The organism is Streptomyces coeruleorubidus (assembly GCF_028885415.1).
GTDB lineage: Bacteria > Actinomycetota > Actinomycetes > Streptomycetales > Streptomycetaceae > Streptomyces > Streptomyces coeruleorubidus_A.
Window position 1 is genome coordinate 1,623,471 of the sequence record NZ_CP118527.1, and the last position, 14,717, is coordinate 1,638,187.

The following is a 14,717-nucleotide window of genomic DNA, read 5'->3' on the forward strand; positions in this document are numbered from 1 at the left end:
CGGCAACCAAGTCGGCGAACTGAGCGTGATTGGCTTTTGGCCGAGCCCTGATGACAGGAACCTGCATGGATGACGACGCTCTCCTGGCAGAGCAGAGGGCCTACTACAGGGCCGCCGCAGCCGAATATGACCGGCCCTACGCAGAGTACGAAGCCCTTCAGGAATTGCTGACTGTCGTCGATGACCTCCCGATTGCCGGGGATGTGCTGGAGCTGGCCTGCGGAACGGGCCAGTGGACCCCGAGGCTTGCCTCACGGGCACGTTCGGTGACGGCCGTCGACGCAGCAACCGAGGTGTTGGCCCTCGCTCGGGCGCGCACCGCATCCCCCGCCGTCCAGTTCATCGAGGCCGATCTGTTCGAGTGGCAACCGCCACGGCGCTACGACACTGTGTTCTTCGCCTTCTGGCTCTCCCACATCCCGCCGACGCGGTTGCCCGATTTCTGGCAGACCGTGGCGGCCGCACTCGCGCCGGGCGGCAAAGCGATCTTCATCGACGACGGCCCCGCCGCAGCCGCATCCGAGGAAGTCCTTACGAACCAGCCGACCCCGGCAGCGCTGCGTCGGCTCGATGACGGCAGCCAGTACCGCATTGTCAAGGTATTCCACGATGCCCAGACCCTCACGGACGACCTCACCGCGCTGGGGTGGTCAGTCCACATCCAGACCAAAGCCGGGAACTTCATCGGCATTGCAGAACCGCCGACCACCTCTGGCTAAGGAGACACGGAGCTGCTCGGCTCAGCCCGTTCCGCCCCCGAGACCGTGAGCCTGTCTCGACGAACCCAGTCCATGCGTCTCACCCAACCGAGTCCACACACGTCAGCGGCATGCGGGCGACCAACTTCGTTGAGACATGACAGCCACCCATCACGTCTTCTGCACGCGGGTGGTCTCGACGCCGAGGAGGGCGCCGTCGACACTGGTCGGCACGATTTCCGGCACAGGGACGCCGTGCTCGTCGACAAGGGTGGAGTGAGCCTCGCCGGGAGCGAAGGCATGGCGTTCCCCCCACTGCCGCAGGGTGACGATGACCGGGAAGAGATCGCGGCCGGCGTCGGTGAGCACGTACTCCTGACGGCGGCCCGATGGTGCGGTGCGCTGAGCGAGGAGCCCGTGAGCGGCGAGCTTGCGGAGGCGGTCCGTGAGGATGTTGCGGGCGATCCCCGTCCGCCGCTGGAACTCGGTGAACGATCGCGCCCCGTCCATCGCGTCACGGATGACGAGAAGGCTCCACCTGTCGCCGACGAGATCGAGCGTGCGAGCGACGGGGCAGTCGGGGTCGGTCCAGGACATGACACCTCTCAATGAGTTGCGGATTGAAACCATCATGTCGTACGGTCCAATCGGTTTCAGTTTGCTACTGATTTCGATGGGGGCGCAATGAACGCAGGGCGGCGCTTACTGCTCGCGGTGGTGTGTGGTGTCGCCGTGGCGAGCATTTATGCCGCGCAGCCGGTTCTGGAGCCGATGGGACGCGACCTCGGTGTGTCGGCGGAACTCACCGGGTGGATCGTCGCGACCGGCCAGTTCGGCTATCTGGCAGGGCTGGTACTGCTGGTGCCGCTCGGCGATCTGGTCGACAGGCGCCGGCTCATCGCCGTGCACCTGGCGATCACCGCAACGGGCCTGATCCTGACGGCCTCGGCGTCAGCCGCATGGGTGGCGTTCGTGGGGCTCGCGGCGACTGGAGTGTTCGCGGTCGTGGTGCAGACCACGGTGGCCTACGCCGCGTCGGTCTCGCCGCCCGGCGAGCGCGGACGCAGCATCGGTGTCGTGACCTCGGGCGTCGTGGTCGGCATCCTGGGTGCGCGGGTGGTCACCGGCACGCTCGCCGAGGTGTGGGGCTGGCGCAGCGTCTACGCCGTGCTCGCCCTGCTGTCACTCGGGCTCGCAGCCCTCGTCCTCGTGGCCCTGCCGTCAGAGGAGCGCCCCGACCCACCTGCGGAGTACAGGCAGGTCGTCGTCTCACTCGGCGGACTGTTCGGGCAGCGCGTCTTCCTGACGCGCGGGCTCGTCGCGTTCTTCTCGTTCGCATCGTTCGGAACCCTGTGGAGCGGACTGTCCCTGCCACTGGCGGACACGCCGTGGCAGCTGAGCGAGAGCCAGATCGGACTGTTCGGCATCGCCGGACTCGCCGGCGCCCTCGGCGCGGCACGCGCGGGACGGTGGGCGGACGCGGGGCGGGCGGCCCCGGTCACCGGTCTCGCACTCGCCCTGCTCATCCTCTCGTGGGCCGCCATCGCGCAGTTGCCGTGGTCACTGTGGCTCCTCATCGCCGGAATCGTGGTTCTCGACTTCGCGGTCCAGTCCGTGCATGTGAGCAACCAGCACCTGCTCACCGCCGCGCATCCAAACCGCGTCAGCAGCGTCATCGGCGGCTACATGGTCTTCTACTCACTCGGCTCCCCCCTCGGCGCGGCCGCAACCACCGCCGTCTTCACCGCCTATGGGTGGGCGGGCCCCAGTCTTCTCGGGGCCGGATCCGCGGCCTGCGCGTTGACCGTCTGGGCGACCGACAGACGACGACCCCGGGGTAGCGCGAGTCTCCCGTGCGAATCCAGCTCGGCATCCCTGTTCTCACCGGCGCCGTAGCGGTGTCACTCGCAGAACACACCTGCTCGTCGATGTTGCTCAGCCAACCGCGGCGGCTCCAACTGCCCTCGACCACAACGCCGCTTTGCCCGCGAGGCGGACCTCGGGTGAACGGGGCCAGGACTCGCGAATTGGCCTTGGTCTGCCGCCTCGTCGAGCCTCTAGCGTCGGGGCATGCGGATTCGAATCGTCGACGCCTTCACCGATCGCCCCTTCTCCGGTAACCCGGCCGGTGTCGTTCTTCTGAACGACGCGGACGCCTTCCCGGACGACACCTGGCTCCAGAACGTCGCCCTGGAGGTCAACCACGCCGAGACGGCCTTCGCCCATCCCCTGCCCGAGGGCGGCGAGGCCGACTGGGCGCTGCGCTGGTTCACGCCGGCCGCCGAGGTGGCGATGTGCGGTCACGCGACCCTGGCCACCGCCCACGTCCTGCACACCACCGGCACCCACCAGGGCCCGGTACGCTTCGCCACCCGCAGCGGCGTCCTCATCACCACGCCCGCCGAAGACGGCTCCGTCACGATGGACTTCCCGACGGCTCCGCTCACCCGGGTCGACCCGCCGGCCGGCCTCGCCGAGGCCCTGGGCACCGAGCCCCTTACAGTCCTCGACACCGGCCCGAACGTCGGCGACCTGCTGGTCGAGGTCGCCGACGAGAAGACGGTGCACGGCCTCGGCCCCGACCTCAGGGCCCTCGCCGCCCACTCCGAGCGCGGCGTGATCGCCACGGCCCGCGCGGAAGACCCCGAGCGAGGCTACGACTTCGTCTCGCGCTGCTTCTTCCCGAACGTCGGCATCGACGAGGACCCGGTGACCGGCAGCGCCCACACCGCGCTCGCCCCGTTCTGGTCCGAGCGCCTCGGCGGCACCCGCCTCACCGGCCTGCAGGCCTCGCCCCGCTCCGGCCGCGTCCGCACGGAACTGCGCGGCGACCGCACCTTGCTGACCGGCAGGGCGGTCACCGTCATCGAGGGCGAGCTGCTGGCCTGAGACGACCCCTCCCCGGGTCTCTCACGCCGTCGGCAGCCACCCGACCTTGCCCGCCAGCAGGGCGTACCCCACGAAGGCACCGATGTCGAGCAGCGAGTGGGCCACCACCAGCGGGCCCACCCGGCCCCACCGTCGGTACAGGTAGACGAACACCACGCCCATGACCATGTTGCCGATGAAGCCGCCGATGCCCTGGTAGAGGTGGTACGAGCCGCGCAGGACCGAGCTGCCCACCAGCGCGGCCGTCGGGGTCCAGCCCAGCCGGCCGAGGCGGCGCAGCAGGTAGCCGACCACGATCACTTCCTCCAGAACCGCGTTCTGGATCGCCGAGAGGATCAGCACGGGGTACTTCCACCACACGTCGGGCAGCGCCTCGGGCACCACGGTGAGGTTGAAGCCGAGGCCGCGGGCGGCCAGGTAGAAGGCGATTCCGGTGCTGCCGATGACCGCCGCGATCGCCGCCCCGCGGCCGAGGTCGGGCCAGGGCCGCGTGCGGTCGAAGCCGAGGGTGCGCAGGCCCGCGCCCTCGCGCAGCAGGAAGTGCGCGACGAGTACGACGGGCACGAGCGCCGTCGTGATCCCGAAGAGCTGCCAGGTCAGGTCGAGCCAGGGACGGCCGGGCGCGGCCGAGGCGTTCATCGTGGCCGCCTGGTCCTTCAGCCCGCCGGGCTTGGTGACCGAGCCGATGAAGCTGATCAGGGCGGAGACTCCGCTGGCACCCAGCGAGAGTGCCAGCACGAGCAGCGTCTCGTTGCGAAGCATCCGCCGCGAGAGCCGCTGCTGGGGAATGGAATCGTCGGCCACCGGGCTCGCCTCCGCCTGCACACCTGCCTCCACTTCACCAACCTGTCGGATCAGTATGAGGCCGGCAGGATGTCAGCCGGGCGGCGCATCAGCCCCACGGCACGGGCGCCGGCTGACGCACGGGCCAGCTGCGCCCTGACAGCCCAACGGCACCGGCTCCAGCGGGCCAGCGGGCCAGCGGGCCAGCGGGCCAGCGGGCCAGCGGGCCAGCGGGCCAGCGGGCCAGCGGCAAAGTGTGCCCACCGGCGCCTCACCCCGGTCGGCACCAGCTCCAACAACCCCACCGGCCGGGTGTCCCCCCAGAGGCCATCAACCCAACGGCACCGGCTCAGGCAACCCCACCGGCCACATATGCACCGGGTCCCCCTTGTGCATCAGCTCGCGATACCGCCGCGTCGTGGCGGCCAGCGCGGCCTCGCGCGAGTGGCCCGCGTCCAGCGCCTTGTGGAAGGTCGCGGCCTGCCAGCTCGCCCCGTTCACCCTGCGCCGGCATCGCTCCTCGATCACGCCCAGGTACAGATCGCGGTCGGCCGGCTCCACGCCCCACGCGTCCAGCCCGGCCTCGGCGAGCGGCAGCAGTTCGTCGCGGACCAGGCTCACCGCGTCGACCTGCGTGGTACCGCCGTAGCGGCCACGCCGGGGCCAGGTGAAGCGGGCGTCGATGCCGTCCTTGCACGCGGCGTCGAAGTTGGCGGCGGCCGCCTCGAACGGCAGCCGGGTCCACACCGGCCGGGCCTCCTCGGCGAGAGCGCGGACGAGGCCGTAGTAGAACGCCGCGTTGGCGACGACGTCGGTGACGGTGGGTCCGGCGGGCAGGACGCGGTTCTCCACGCGCAGGTGGGGGACGCCGTCGGCGATGCCGTACACCGGGCGGTTCCAGCGGTAGATCGTGCCGTTGTGCAGGACCAGCTCGGCGAGCGTCGGCACGCCGCCCTGGTCGAGCACCTCCAGCGGGTCCTCCTCGTCGCAGATCGGCAGCAGCGCGGGGTAGTAGCGCAGGTTCTCCTCGAACAGGTCGTGCGCCGAGGTGATCCAGCGCTCTCCGAACCAGGTGCGCGGCCGGACGCCCTGGGCCTGGAGTTCGGGCGGGCGGGTGTCGGTGGACTGCTGGAACAGCGGGGGCCGCGACTCGCGCCACAGCTCACGGCCGAAGAGGAAGGGCGAGTTGGCGCCGACGGCGATCTGCGCGGCGGCGACGGCCTGTGCCGCGTTCCACACGTCGGCGAAGCGGGCGGGGGTGACCTGGAGGTGCAGTTGCACGGAGGTGCAGGCGGCCTCCGGCGCGATGGACTTGGAGGTGCAGCTGAGGTGCTCCACGCCGGCGATGTCGAGGGTGAACTCCTCGCCGCGGGCGGCCACGATCTGATCGTTGAGGAGGGTGTAGCGGTCGACGTCGGAGAGGTTCGACGACACCAGGTCGTCCCGGTCGAGGGTCGGCAGAATGCCGATCATCACGATTCCCGCGTCGACCTCGCCGGCTTTCCGGTCGGCATATGCCAGTGACGTACGGAGTTCCTCCGCGAGTCGATCGAGTACCCGGCCACCCAGACGATGTGGGGGAATGTTGACTTCCAGATTGAACATGGCGAGTTCTGTTTGGAAATCACGGCTCGCGATACGTTCGAGGACTTGCGCGTTCAACATTTTCGGCATGCCGTCGGCGCCCGCGAGATTCAACTCGATCTCCAGCCCCATGAGGTTCTTGGGGCGATCGAACCGCTTCTCCGCCAGGAGTCGCTCCAAGCCCGTCAGACACCGACGGAGCTTGTCGCGGTAGCGCTGGCGATCGGACAGGTCGAACCGGCCTGCCACGACCTTCTCCCCCATCGAAGCGTCCCTCCTCGGATGATGCGGGCCGAAGATCCGGCCGCCGGGGTCCCGGTCAGGTGGAGGATGCCCAGCGAAAGCGATCGATAACGTCCCGGCTGGGTCCGCCGAGCGCTACGCTGGTCACGTATGACCGGTGGCACATTCACTCGGCATGACACAGAGATCCGGGTTTCGGGTAACCGCGACCTGTGAAAAACGCCGACGAGAATGGGCCGACCGCCGCGCGGGCATTCGCCGAGGTCATCACCTACACTCCCGCATGGAATCGGGATAATTCTCGCGTATCGCCGACCGAATGTACTCTTGTTCTACTCACCGGAAACGACTAGACGAAACACAGTCTGAACCCGTGTCGTATAAACTCCGCGAACAAGGCAGAAGGTTGGCGCCCACGGTCGATGGGTCATGCCGTCGAGGCGATATTCGGCGGACCCCTCCCCCCTCTCGTTCTTGAGACCCCGGCCCCTGCCTGTCTGACCCCCGTGAGCTGACAGCGCCGTCCGCCCCCGCCCTCGTGCCGCCGTGCCTTTGAATGAGAGGCGACCCACCATGCCGCTGCATGTCCCCCCGGCTCCCGCGCCCGCACTCCGTGCCGTCCTGACTGCACTCTCCTCTCCCACGGCGGTCCGCGAGGCCCGGACTCCCTCCCTGCTTCGCGCCCAGGGACCCGCCACCCCCGAGCTCCCCCTACCCGTGCACGTACTCGACCGGGTCACGACCGAGGGCGTGTCGGCCACCCGGCTCGCCGGGTGGCGCTTCCTGATCCGCTGCGGCGACCGTGCGGTGGCCGCGGCCGAGACCATGCTGACGCCCGACGGCTGGGCCTTCTCGCGCTTCTTCGAGGGCCCGTACATCACCTCCACCGAGCGCGCCCTGCGTCAGGCCGAGACGATGCCGCAGCCGTACCAGCCCCGCCTGCTGTCCGTGCCCAGCCTGTACATGCTGACGCTCTGGCTGCACGAGGACTGCACCGCCGACGGCGCAGCCGGCCACCCCGCCGCCACCGACCTGCTCGTCCCACTGGCCCCCGCACCTCCCGGCATCGCGGCCCATCGCCCGCACCGCGTCGCCGAACTGCTCCCGGTGCTGACCCACCGGGTGACTTCCACGCGGCTGCTCGGCTCACCCGCCTGAAGCGCCGCGCCTCGAAGCTCTCCGCGCCCCGTCGCCGAATTCCTCGGCGGCGGGGTCGCCCCTTTCCCGGCTCGGACGAGCACCCATTAGTTTCGCTCGTACGAGCACCCAATAGCTCGCACGAGCCGGAATGAACCGCCTACCCGGCCGGACTAGCCCCATTCGGCCACCACGAACCATCCGAAGTGACCGCCCAGTTGGGATGAACCGTCCGCGCGGGTGATGCGTCATGAACCTGTGAGAACCCGTGCCGCGAAATCCCTGCGGATCGACGCCCGTAGGGCAACACTGGGTTCCGACGACTTATCACAACGGGGGGCGGCCATGAACGACACATCCAGCCGCGGAACAGACACGACAGCCGACTCGTCCGACTCACTGATCTCATCCACCACGACACAGCGAAAGATCCCACCCATGTGCCAGCACCAGACTCCGTGCCCTTCAGCCGAATCCGCCGACCGGGAATCCGCCCGTCTCGTGGCGCACCACCCGGAGCAGGGTTGGAGCCTGCTGTGCAACGGCGTGGTGCTCTTCGAGGACACCGGCGAGCTCCTGCCGGACGGCCGGGTCATCGCCCCGCACCGTCCGCTGGCGTCCAGCCAGGTGATGACGGCCGCCTGAGGCCGCCGGGCGGCGTGACGTACCGCCCGCAGACATGAGGGGCCGGCCGCAGGACACTCTGCGAACCGGCCCCGACGCGTGTCCGGATGCCGTCACTCCCCATCACTCCCCGTCACTTTCCGTCGCCTCCCGCGCCGTCCCGTTCATGACTCGTACGCCTTCCCACGGATGCCGGTCTTCCGGAAGACTCCTGGAAGTTTCGGGGTCACCCGTCGACGGAGGTGGGGCAAGTGGCAGCACGTGAGGCCGAGGCCGGGGGCAAGGTCACGATCACGGAGATCGCCCGGCAGGCCGGCGTGTCCGTACCGACCGTGTCCCGGGTCGTCAACGGCCGGTCCGACGTGTCGCCGCAGACCCGGGCCCGCGTCGAGGACCTGCTGCGCCGGTACGGCTACCGCAAGCGCCCCGCGGCCCCGGGCACCCGTGCCGCCCTGCTCGACCTGGTCTTCAACAATCTCGACAGCCCCTGGGCCGTGGAGATCATCCGCGGGGTCGAGGAGGTCGCGCACGCGGCCGGGGTCGGCACGGTGGTGTCGGCCATCCACGGGCGTTCGGGCGACGCCCGCGAGTGGATGCGCAACCTCCGGGCCCGAGCCTCCGACGGCGTCATCCTCGTCACCTCGGCCCTGGAGCCGACGCTCCACGAGGAACTGCGCATTCTCGGCGTGCCGCTGGTCGTCGTCGACCCGGCGGGCTCGCCCGCCCTGGAGGCGCCCACCATCGGTGCCGCCAACTGGTCGGGCGGCATGGCGGCCACCGAGCACCTGCTGTCCCTCGGCCACCGCCGGATCGGCCTGATCGCCGGGCCGCCGCGGCTGCTGTGCTCCCGGGCCCGGCTGGACGGCTACCGCGCGGCTCTGGAGGGCGCCGGGATCGCGCTGGACGAGTCCCTCGTCGTTCCCGGCGACTTCCGCCCCGAGTCCGGCTTCACCGCCTGCGACACCCTGCTCTCCCTGCCCGAGCCGCCGACCGCCGTGTTCGCGGCCAGTGACCAGATGGCACTCGGCGCGATCGAGGCACTGCGCCGACGCGGGCTGCGGGTGCCGCAGGACATGAGCGTGGTCGGCTTCGACGACCTTCCGGAAGTCCGCTGGTCGGCCCCGCCCCTGACCACCGTCCGCCAGCCCCTGGCCGACATGGGCAAACTGGCCGTCCGCACGGTCCTCCAGCTCACCCGCGACCAACAGCCCGACTCACCTCGGGTGGAACTGGGCACGGACCTGGTGGTACGAGCAAGCACGGCGCCTCCGACGGGGCGGACCTGACGAACTCACCCGACGGGGCGCAAGCCGGCACCGCACGGCGGGACGGAGCCACCCAGCCCGCGAAGCACGGCGGGCCGAAGCCACCCCGCACGCCGCAGCCGGGGCCGCGGGCAACTCTGCCGACCCGACGCCCCCCACGGCGTCCGGCTTCTCGCGGCGCCCGGCCTCCCTCCCGCGGCACTGCGCGTCGCCCTCCCCCACTGGTCGGCCAAGCGCAGCCCCGGCCTTCCCGCCTCGCGTCGCCCGAGCCGGCCGCGCAGCCTGCCGCCGCACGGCCCCCGCCAGGGGATGCTGTTGGAGGTCCCGGAAGAGACGGCACGGGTGGCGAAGGCCGCTTTCCCTTGGCTTCGACCTCTCAGTGCTGTCGGAGTTCCGGGACCGTCTCATCGAGGCAGACGCCGGACGGCGAGTGCTGGATGGCATCCTGGCCGCGGCCACAAGGGCCTGCTCGCCGGTGGTGGGAAGACGCGGACGGACTCCACCCATGTGCTGTCTGCGGCGAGAGCCGCGCCGGCTGGAGACGGTCTCGGAGACGTTACGTGCAGCGTCGAACGCACTGACTCTCATTGATCGCCGCGGGTGCGGCCAGCCTCCATCAGCTCACAGGCGCTGCGATCAACCTCGCCCGTATCAACGCCCACCTCACTCAAACACCCCGTGCCCGCACCCGCGTTTCACATTTCGCGGCGCTTCTGTCCGAGTCGAGCAGCGGGGCAAGCTCCTCCGGAGTGACAGGCCCGCCGACGCGAACAGGCTGGCCGATGTCGGACGGCCAACTGGGCCTGACACGCGCAGTGAAGTCCGCGAAGTCCGTCCGCAGGTACTCAAGATCGGACGGCTTCAGCCGGACCTGCTGACGGCTGTCCACCCACCAGACCTCGAAATCAGTGACCGTGCCTTCGGCGGGCCAGCGTTCCACCTGCTCAGGCAACAGCAGGACGTCGACGAAGCCCCCGACGCCCAAACCAACGCATCCTCGCAGCCCCGCCGCGCGAGCATCAGCCCGACCTGGCGGTGAGCGCGGGTCTCACCGCCAGATACGGCTGAATTCGCCAACAGCATCCCCTACACCGAGGCGGGGCGGGGCGGGGCGCATCCACCCCCTACGTCCCCCTACCTCCCCCCGAGCGCCTCACGAATCGCGAAGTACGCCGGCTTCCGCCGCAGTTGCTCGTCCCACGGCAGGGCCGCGCCCTCGCCCGGGAAGAACGCCGGGATCCACGAGTACTTGTCCGTGTAATCCCAGAGGGTGATGCCGACGCAACGGCGCACCGCCAGGCACGCCTCGGTCAGGTCCCGGTACCACTCGGCCTGCTGGGCCAGCTTCTCCTCGGTCGCGGGCAGCTGCATCCGGATGTCGACCTCGGTGAGCGCGGTGTCGAGGCCGAGCCGGGAGAAGCGGCGGAGGTTGTCCTCCAGGGTCGTCGGATACCCGTACTGGAGGGCCAGATGGGCCTGGAGGCCGATGCCGTGCAGCGGGACCCCCTTGGCCTTCAGTTCCTTGGCCAGCTTGTAGTACGCGTCGCTCTTCGGGCCGATCCCCTCGATGTTGTAGTCGTTGAGGTACAGCCTGACGCGCGGATCGGCCTGGTGCGCCCAGCGCAGCGCGTCGGCGATGTAACCGGGGCCGAGCGTCTTGTAGAAGACCGACTCGCGGTACGTACCGTCCTCGTTGAACGCCTCGTTGACGACGTCCCAGGCGAACACCTTGCCCCGGTAGTGCCGTACCTCGGCCTGGATGTGCTTCTTCAGCACGGCCCTGAGCTCCGGGGCCGTCCACTCCCGCCCCGTGAGCCACTCGGGCAGCTGGCTGTGCCAGACCAGGGTGTGGCCGCGCACCTTCTGCCGGTTGGCGCGGGCGAGGTTCACGATCTCGTCGCCCTGGGAGAAGTCGAACACGCCCTGCTGGGGCTCGGTCGCGTACCACTTCATGCCGTTGCCGGGGGTGATCTGGTCGAACTCGCTGCCGAGGAGGGCCTTGTACGGTTCGTCGACGAGCTCGGGGTTGTCGGTGGCGCTGCCGAAGTATCGGCCGTGCCGCTGGGCGAGGTCGGCGAGGGTGCGTTCCTTGCCGTGCCGCTCGTCCGCCTGTGCCGTCGGCCCGGTGGCGATACCTCCGAGCATCAGCGCGGCGGCGAGCGCCCCGGCGAGTCTGAGCCGTGTGGCGGTCTTGCGCATGGTGCGACTCCTCACGATCGGGATGGGGGTCCCCCTGCTCGAGTGGAGCCGAGAGCTTGGGGGAGGGTGAGCCGTACGTCCGCGGGCGCGCGTCAGCCCTTCGTGGCACCCGCGGTGAGGCCGCCGACGAGCTGACGCTCGGCGACCGAGTAGAAGGCGAGGGCGGGGACCATGGCCAGCACCAGATAGGCGAAGACCTTGGCGTACTGCGCGGAGTACTGCCCCTGGAACTGCTGGACGCCGATCGGCAGCGTCCACCACTGCGCGTCGGTGAACACCAGCAGCGGCAGGAAGAAGTTGTTCCAGCTGGTGACGACGGCCAGCACGGAGACGGTGCCGAGCGCGGGCCGCGCCATGGGCAGCAGGACCCGCCAGAAGAAGCCGAACGAACTGCATCCGTCGAGCGTGGCCGCCTCCTCCAGCTCGCCGGGGATCTGCCGGAAGAAGCCGCGCAGGATGATGATGGTCATCGGCAGCCCGAAGGCCGCCTGCGGGAGGATCACGCCGAGCGGGTTGTCCAGCAGGCCCAGGGAGCGCAGCAGCAGGAACAGCGGCAGGGCCGCCACCGCGAACGGGAACATCAGCCCCATCGTGAACAGCGTGAACAGCACCTCCCGGCCGCGGAAGGCGAACCGCGCGAAGGAGAAGGCCGACAACGCGGAGACCGCGACGACCAGGACGGTCGTGCCCACCGCGATCAGCGTGCTGTTGCCGATCAGCCGCCAGAAGTCCCCCGAGCCGAGGATCTGGGTGTAGTTGGAGGTCACCCACGACTCGGGCAGGCCGACCGGGTTGCGGGAGAGTTCGTCGGTGGACTTGAAGCCGGACAGCGCGGCGTAGAGCAGAGGGACGGCCATGACCGCGCCGACGACGATCAGCACGAGGTGCAGCGGGAGGTTCCTGCCCCTCCGAGCCTTCTGACTGGCTGTCACTTTGCGTCACCCCGCATGGTCGTGGTGGCCCCTTCCAGATCGCGCCGGAGCACGAACCGCTGGTAGGCGAGGGCGAAGACGAGGCTGATGGCGAACATGACCACGCTGATCGCGCTGGCGTAGCCGACCTGGTAGCGCTTGAAGCCGTACTGGAACATGGTCACGGCCATGGTCTCGGAGTGGTGGTCCGGTCCGCCCGCGGTGGTCACCCACACCAGGTCGAAGAGCTGGATCGCCCCGATGACCGACAGGAACACGCTGATGCGCAGGGTGGGCGCGAGCAGCGGCAGCGTCACGTTACGGAAGCGCTGCCAGGGGCCGGCCCCGTCGATGAGCGCCGCCTCGGTCAGCTCCCTGGGGACGGCCTGGAGCCCGGCCAGGTACAGCATCATGTGGAAGCCGAAGTACTTCCAGGTCATGACGAGGAACAGGGTCGCCATGACGGTGGACGGATCGGCGAACCACTCCCCGCCCAGCCCGTCCAGTCCGACCTTGCCGAGGACCTGGTCGGCGAAGCCGTCGTCCGGGGCGAAGATCATGCCGAACAGGATTCCGGTGATGGCCTCGGACAGGACGTACGGGGCGAAGAACAGCATCCGGTACACCGCCCGGCCGCGCATCCGCTGGTTGAGCAGGACGGCCATGGCGAGCGCGAACGGCAGTTGGATGACGAGAGACAGCACCACCAGCACCAGACAGCGCCACAGGTCGCCCAGGAAGACGTCGTCCTGGAAGAGCCGGGTGAAGTTCTCGCCGCCGATGTAGTCGGAGGGCATGCCGAAGCCGCCCCAGCGGAAGAAAGCGGCGTACAGGGCGAACAGCATCGGCAGCAGTACGAGCCCCATGAACAGCACCAGGGCGGGCAGCTGGAAGCCGGCCGCGGTCAGCCAGTTCAGCGCCCGTCGCCGGGCCCGGCTCCGGGCCCGGTCCGTGGCCGGGGGTGGTGGGCCGGCGTCGCGGCCGGTCCGTTTGTCCGGCAGGAACGTGGAGGTCATCGCCGGTTACTGCTCTTCCTTCGCGGTCTTCGTGACCGACTGGGCGACCTGCTCGGGCGACCGGGACCCGGCGATGAGCGCGGCGACGCTGTCGTTGACCTCCTGGCCGACGGCGGGCGCGTACGCCTGGTCGAGGTAGAGCTGGAAGCCGGTGGCCTTCTTCAACTGTTCCTGTACGGCCTTGATGTTGGGGTCGACGATGGCGCTCTCGGCCGCCGGGACCACGGGCAGGACGCCGGTCTTCTTGACCAGTTCCAGGTCGGTGGCCTCGGACGCGAAGAACTTCAGGAAGTCGACGGCCGCCTGCGGGGCGCCCCGGCGCAGGGCGTGCCCGCCGCCTCCGCCGAACACCTCGGTGATGGCGCCCTTGCCGCCCTCGACCGCGGGGAACGGGAAGAACCCGAGGTCCTTGCCCAGGCCCTTGCCCGAGTCGGCCTGCACCACGGGCGCCCACTGGCCCATGAGTTCCATCGCCGCCTTGCCGTTGCCGACGGCGGCTGCCTGTCCGGTGGGGGTGGAGTAAGCGGCCCCGAGGAAGCCCTTCTGGAACGGCTGGAGGTCGACGAGCTCCTGAAGGTGCTGCCCTGCCTCGACGAAGGGGGCGCCGGTGAAGTCCTTGTCGTCGTAGGCCTTCTGCAGCGCCTCGGCGCCGGCGGTGCGCATCGCCAGGTAGGCCCAGTAGTACATACCGGGCCACTTCTCCTTGCCGGCCAGGGCGAGGGGGGTGATGGACTCGGCCTTCAGCTTGCGCACGGCGTCGAGGAAGCCGCTCCAGGTGGTCGGTGGCTCGGAGATGCCGGCCTGGTCGAAGAGCGCCTTGTTGTACCAGAAGCCGATCATGCCGATGTCGAACGGGATGCCGTAGACCCTGTCGTCGATCAGATACGGCTCCCTGGCAACCGGGAGCAAGGCGTCGCCCCACGGCTTGGTGCTGTCCGTGAGGTCCTCGACGAGTCCGGCGTCGACCTGCTGCTTGAGGACGCCGCCGCCCCAGGTGTGGAAGATGTCGGGCAGCTTCCCGGAGGAGGTCAGGGCCGTCATCTTCGACTTGTAGGCGTCGTTCTCCATCTGGACGATCTTTATCTTGACCTTGGGGTTCTGGGCTTCGAACTTCCGGGCGAGGGCGGCCCAGACGCCCTTGGCCGGTTCGGTGGTGGAGATGTTCCACCATTCGATCGTGGTCGTCCCCGACGACCCTCCGTCCGAGTCCCCGCCGCATGCGGTCAGTGCCGTCATCCCCAGACCGGCCGCGGCGGAGGCCGCCAGGAAGCCGCGGCGGGACAGTGCCGGGTCGCCCATCATGCGCTCCTTGGGTACGGGACGGCGCTTCCGCGTCCGTCCACTGGATCGAAAGTTTCGAAAGAGATC

Annotated in this window: 14 protein-coding genes; 6 read left to right on the plus strand and 8 right to left on the minus strand. The window is 69.6% G+C overall.

From position 1 onward, the window contains the following. Positions 1-65: 65 nt before the first annotated feature. Positions 66-719 carry a class I SAM-dependent methyltransferase gene (locus tag PV963_RS07620; RefSeq protein ID WP_274814882.1) on the plus strand — a complete coding sequence of 218 codons (654 nt, stop codon included), beginning with the start codon at positions 66-68 and terminating at the stop codon, positions 717-719. 150 nt (positions 720-869) lie between these two features. On the opposite strand, the gene PV963_RS07625 is transcribed toward PV963_RS07620, so the two are convergent. Next, positions 870-1,295 carry a winged helix-turn-helix transcriptional regulator gene (locus PV963_RS07625; protein WP_274814883.1) on the minus strand — a complete coding sequence of 142 codons (426 nt, stop codon included), beginning with the start codon at positions 1,293-1,295 and terminating at the stop codon, positions 870-872. A gap of 87 nt (positions 1,296-1,382) precedes the next feature. Between PV963_RS07625 and PV963_RS07630 the strand changes: the two genes are divergently transcribed. Beyond that, entirely contained in the window at positions 1,383-2,594 is a 1,212-nt protein-coding gene (locus PV963_RS07630) for an MFS transporter (RefSeq protein WP_274814884.1), read from the plus strand. Between the two features lie 174 nt (positions 2,595-2,768). After that, positions 2,769-3,587 carry a PhzF family phenazine biosynthesis protein gene (locus PV963_RS07635; protein ID WP_274814885.1) on the plus strand — a complete coding sequence of 273 codons (819 nt, stop codon included), beginning with the start codon at positions 2,769-2,771 and terminating at the stop codon, positions 3,585-3,587. 21 nt (positions 3,588-3,608) lie between these two features. Here the strand turns inward: PV963_RS07635 and PV963_RS07640 are convergent, their stop codons facing one another. Further along, positions 3,609-4,412, minus strand: a complete 804-nt coding sequence (locus tag PV963_RS07640) for a CPBP family intramembrane glutamic endopeptidase (RefSeq protein WP_274821965.1) — start codon at positions 4,410-4,412, stop codon at positions 3,609-3,611. A 288-nt stretch (positions 4,413-4,700) separates the two neighbouring features. Further along, on the minus strand, positions 4,701-6,218 hold the full coding sequence (locus PV963_RS07645; RefSeq protein WP_274814886.1) for a glutamate-cysteine ligase family protein: 1,518 nt from the start codon (positions 6,216-6,218) through the stop codon (positions 4,701-4,703). Between the two features lie 552 nt (positions 6,219-6,770). On the opposite strand from PV963_RS07645, the gene PV963_RS07650 reads away from it, so the two are divergent. From PV963_RS07650 to PV963_RS07660, 3 genes are all read left to right on the plus strand, one after another. Then, positions 6,771-7,355, plus strand: a complete 585-nt coding sequence (locus tag PV963_RS07650) for a hypothetical protein (RefSeq protein ID WP_274814887.1) — start codon at positions 6,771-6,773, stop codon at positions 7,353-7,355. A 417-nt stretch (positions 7,356-7,772) separates the two neighbouring features. Continuing rightward, positions 7,773-7,979 carry a DUF5999 family protein gene (locus tag PV963_RS07655; RefSeq protein WP_059416771.1) on the plus strand — a complete coding sequence of 69 codons (207 nt, stop codon included), beginning with the start codon at positions 7,773-7,775 and terminating at the stop codon, positions 7,977-7,979. 230 nt (positions 7,980-8,209) lie between these two features. Next, the gene (locus PV963_RS07660) at positions 8,210-9,244 is read left to right on the plus strand and encodes a LacI family DNA-binding transcriptional regulator (RefSeq protein ID WP_274814889.1); all 1,035 of its coding nucleotides are present in this window, start codon (positions 8,210-8,212) and stop codon (positions 9,242-9,244) included. 646 nt (positions 9,245-9,890) lie between these two features. On the opposite strand, the gene PV963_RS07665 is transcribed toward PV963_RS07660, so the two are convergent. The 5 genes from PV963_RS07665 to PV963_RS07685 all read right to left on the minus strand — a co-directional run bounded on the left by PV963_RS07665 (position 9,891) and on the right by PV963_RS07685 (position 14,648). Continuing rightward, positions 9,891-10,208, minus strand: a complete 318-nt coding sequence (locus tag PV963_RS07665) for a hypothetical protein (protein ID WP_274814890.1) — start codon at positions 10,206-10,208, stop codon at positions 9,891-9,893. Positions 10,209-10,357: 149 nt separating this feature from the next. Further along, positions 10,358-11,422, minus strand: coding sequence for an endo-1,4-beta-xylanase (locus tag PV963_RS07670; RefSeq protein ID WP_274814891.1), 1,065 nt, complete (start codon positions 11,420-11,422; stop codon positions 10,358-10,360). A gap of 92 nt (positions 11,423-11,514) precedes the next feature. Then, a complete protein-coding gene (locus PV963_RS07675) occupies positions 11,515-12,279 on the minus strand; it encodes a carbohydrate ABC transporter permease (protein ID WP_236711646.1) in 765 nt (254 codons plus the stop codon). 71 nt (positions 12,280-12,350) lie between these two features. Beyond that, a complete protein-coding gene (locus PV963_RS07680; RefSeq protein ID WP_274814893.1) occupies positions 12,351-13,349 on the minus strand; it encodes a carbohydrate ABC transporter permease in 999 nt (332 codons plus the stop codon). Positions 13,350-13,355: 6 nt separating this feature from the next. After that, positions 13,356-14,648 carry an extracellular solute-binding protein gene (locus PV963_RS07685; RefSeq protein WP_274814894.1) on the minus strand — a complete coding sequence of 431 codons (1,293 nt, stop codon included), beginning with the start codon at positions 14,646-14,648 and terminating at the stop codon, positions 13,356-13,358. Positions 14,649-14,717 lie beyond the last annotated feature (69 nt).